This window comes from Pseudomonas sp. 2848, assembly GCF_003253945.1.
GTDB lineage: Bacteria > Pseudomonadota > Gammaproteobacteria > Pseudomonadales > Pseudomonadaceae > Aquipseudomonas.
Genome location: NZ_QKZD01000027.1, coordinates 1 through 2,983 on the forward strand (window position 1 = coordinate 1; position 2,983 = coordinate 2,983).

At 52.3% G+C, this 2,983-nt stretch carries 1 rRNA gene and 1 other annotated feature (1 of these 2 cut by a window edge); the gene reads right to left on the bottom strand.

Annotation, left to right across the window (positions count from 1 at the left end):
- Window positions 1-89: ribosomal RNA gene (rrf, locus tag DFS21_RS26370) — 5S ribosomal RNA — on the bottom strand; the annotation flags it as partial.
- 137 nt (window positions 90-226) lie between these two features.
- Window positions 227-2,983: a sequence feature (most likely nonfunctional fraction of RNA operon), on the bottom strand (it continues 1,686 nt past the right edge of the window).

The following is a 2,983-nucleotide window of genomic DNA, read 5'->3' on the forward strand; positions in this document are numbered from 1 at the left end:
GGAAACCCCACACTACCATCGGCGATGCATCGTTTCACTGCTGAGTTCGGGATGGGATCAGGTGGTTCCAATGCTCTATGGTCGTCAAGAAATTCGGTTGCCAGTACGTCCTTGCAGACATGCCAGCCAATTCGGATATGCGATATGTGTGGTTCGTCGCGAACTTTCGGTTCGTTTCGTCTTCACCACCACAATTTGGCCTCAGCGCAAATTGCTTGGGTGTTATATGGTCAAGCCTCACGGGCAATTAGTATTGGTTAGCTCAACGCCTCACAGCGCTTACACACCCAACCTATCAACGTCGTAGTCTTCGACGGCCCTTCAGGGAGCTCAAGGCTCCAGTGAGATCTCATCTTGAGGCAAGTTTCCCGCTTAGATGCTTTCAGCGGTTATCTCTTCCGAACATAGCTACCCGGCAATGCCACTGGCGTGACAACCGGAACACCAGAGGTTCGTCCACTCCGGTCCTCTCGTACTAGGAGCAGCCCCTCTCAAATCTCAAACGTCCACGGCAGATAGGGACCGAACTGTCTCACGACGTTCTAAACCCAGCTCGCGTACCACTTTAAATGGCGAACAGCCATACCCTTGGGACCGGCTTCAGCCCCAGGATGTGATGAGCCGACATCGAGGTGCCAAACACCGCCGTCGATATGAACTCTTGGGCGGTATCAGCCTGTTATCCCCGGAGTACCTTTTATCCGTTGAGCGATGGCCCTTCCATACAGAACCACCGGATCACTAAGACCTACTTTCGTACCTGCTCGACGTGTGTGTCTCGCAGTCAAGCGCGCTTTTGCCTTTATACTCTACGACCGATTTCCGACCGGTCTGAGCGCACCTTCGTACTCCTCCGTTACTCTTTGGGAGGAGACCGCCCCAGTCAAACTACCCACCATACACTGTCCTCGATCCGGATAACGGACCTGAGTTAGAACCTCAAGGTTGCCAGGGTGGTATTTCAAGGATGGCTCCATGAGAACTGGCGTCCCCACTTCAAAGCCTCCCACCTATCCTACACAAGCAAGCTCAAAGTCCAGTGCAAAGCTATAGTAAAGGTTCACGGGGTCTTTCCGTCTAGCCGCGGATACACTGCATCTTCACAGCGATTTCAATTTCACTGAGTCTCGGGTGGAGACAGCGCCGCCATCGTTACGCCATTCGTGCAGGTCGGAACTTACCCGACAAGGAATTTCGCTACCTTAGGACCGTTATAGTTACGGCCGCCGTTTACCGGGGCTTCGATCAAGAGCTTCGCTTGCGCTAACCCCATCAATTAACCTTCCGGCACCGGGCAGGCGTCACACCCTATACGTCCACTTTCGTGTTTGCAGAGTGCTGTGTTTTTAATAAACAGTCGCAGCGGCCTGGTATCTTCGACCGGCGTGGGCTTACGCAGCAAGTGCTTCACCCTCACCGGCGCACCTTCTCCCGAAGTTACGGTGCCATTTTGCCTAGTTCCTTCACCCGAGTTCTCTCAAGCGCCTTGGTATTCTCTACCTAACCACCTGTGTCGGTTTGGGGTACGGTTCCCAGTTATCTGAAGCTTAGGAGCTTTTCTTGGAAGCATGGCATCAACCACTTCGCGCTCTAATGAGCACTCGTCATCAGCTCTCGGCCTTGAGATCCCGGATTTGCCTAAGATCTCAGCCTACCACCTTAAACTTGGACAACCAACGCCAAGCTGGCCTAGCCTTCTCCGTCCCTCCATCGCAATAACTGGAAGTACAGGAATATTAACCTGTTTTCCATCGACTACGCTTTTCAGCCTCGCCTTAGGGACCGACTAACCCTGCGTCGATTAACGTTGCGCAGGAAACCTTGGTCTTTCGGCGTGCGAGTTTTTCACTCGCATTGTCGTTACTCATGTCAGCATTCGCACTTCTGATACCTCCAGCAAGCTTCTCAACTCACCTTCACAGGCTTACAGAACGCTCCTCTACCGCATCATCATAAGATGATACCCGTAGCTTCGGTGCATGGTTTGAGCCCCGTTACATCTTCCGCGCAGGCCGACTCGACTAGTGAGCTATTACGCTTTCTTTAAAGGGTGGCTGCTTCTAAGCCAACCTCCTAGCTGTCTAAGCCTTCCCACATCGTTTCCCACTTAACCATGACTTTGGGACCTTAGCTGACGGTCTGGGTTGTTTCCCTTTTCACGACGGACGTTAGCACCCGCCGTGTGTCTCCCATGCTCGGCACTTGTAGGTATTCGGAGTTTGCATCGGTTTGGTAAGTCGGGATGACCCCCTAGCCGAAACAGTGCTCTACCCCCTACAGTGATACATGAGGCGCTACCTAAATAGCTTTCGAGGAGAACCAGCTATCTCCGAGCTTGATTAGCCTTTCACTCCGATCCACAGGTCATCCGCTAACTTTTCAACGGTAGTCGGTTCGGTCCTCCAGTCAGTGTTACCTAACCTTCAACCTGCCCATGGATAGATCGCCCGGTTTCGGGTCTATACCCAGCGACTAAAGCGCCCTATTAAGACTCGCTTTCGCTACGCCTCCCCTATTCGGTTAAGCTCGCCACTGAATATAAGTCGCTGACCCATTATACAAAAGGTACGCAGTCACCTAACAAAGTAGGCTCCCACTGCTTGTACGCATACGGTTTCAGGTTCTATTTCACTCCCCTCTCCGGGGTTCTTTTCGCCTTTCCCTCACGGTACTGGTTCACTATCGGTCAGTCAGTAGTATTTAGCCTTGGAGGATGGTCCCCCCATGTTCAGACAAAGTTTCTCGTGCTCCGTCCTACTCGATTTCACTGGCAAGAGATTTTCGTGTACGGGGCTATCACCCACTATGGCCGCACTTTCCAGAGCGTTCCACTAATCTCAAACCAGCTTAAGGGCTGGTCCCCGTTCGCTCGCCACTACTAAGGGAATCTCGGTTGATTTCTTTTCCTCAGGGTACTTAGATGTTTCAGTTCCCCTGGTTCGCCTCTTGCACCTATGTATTCAGTACAAGATAACCAGCTTGT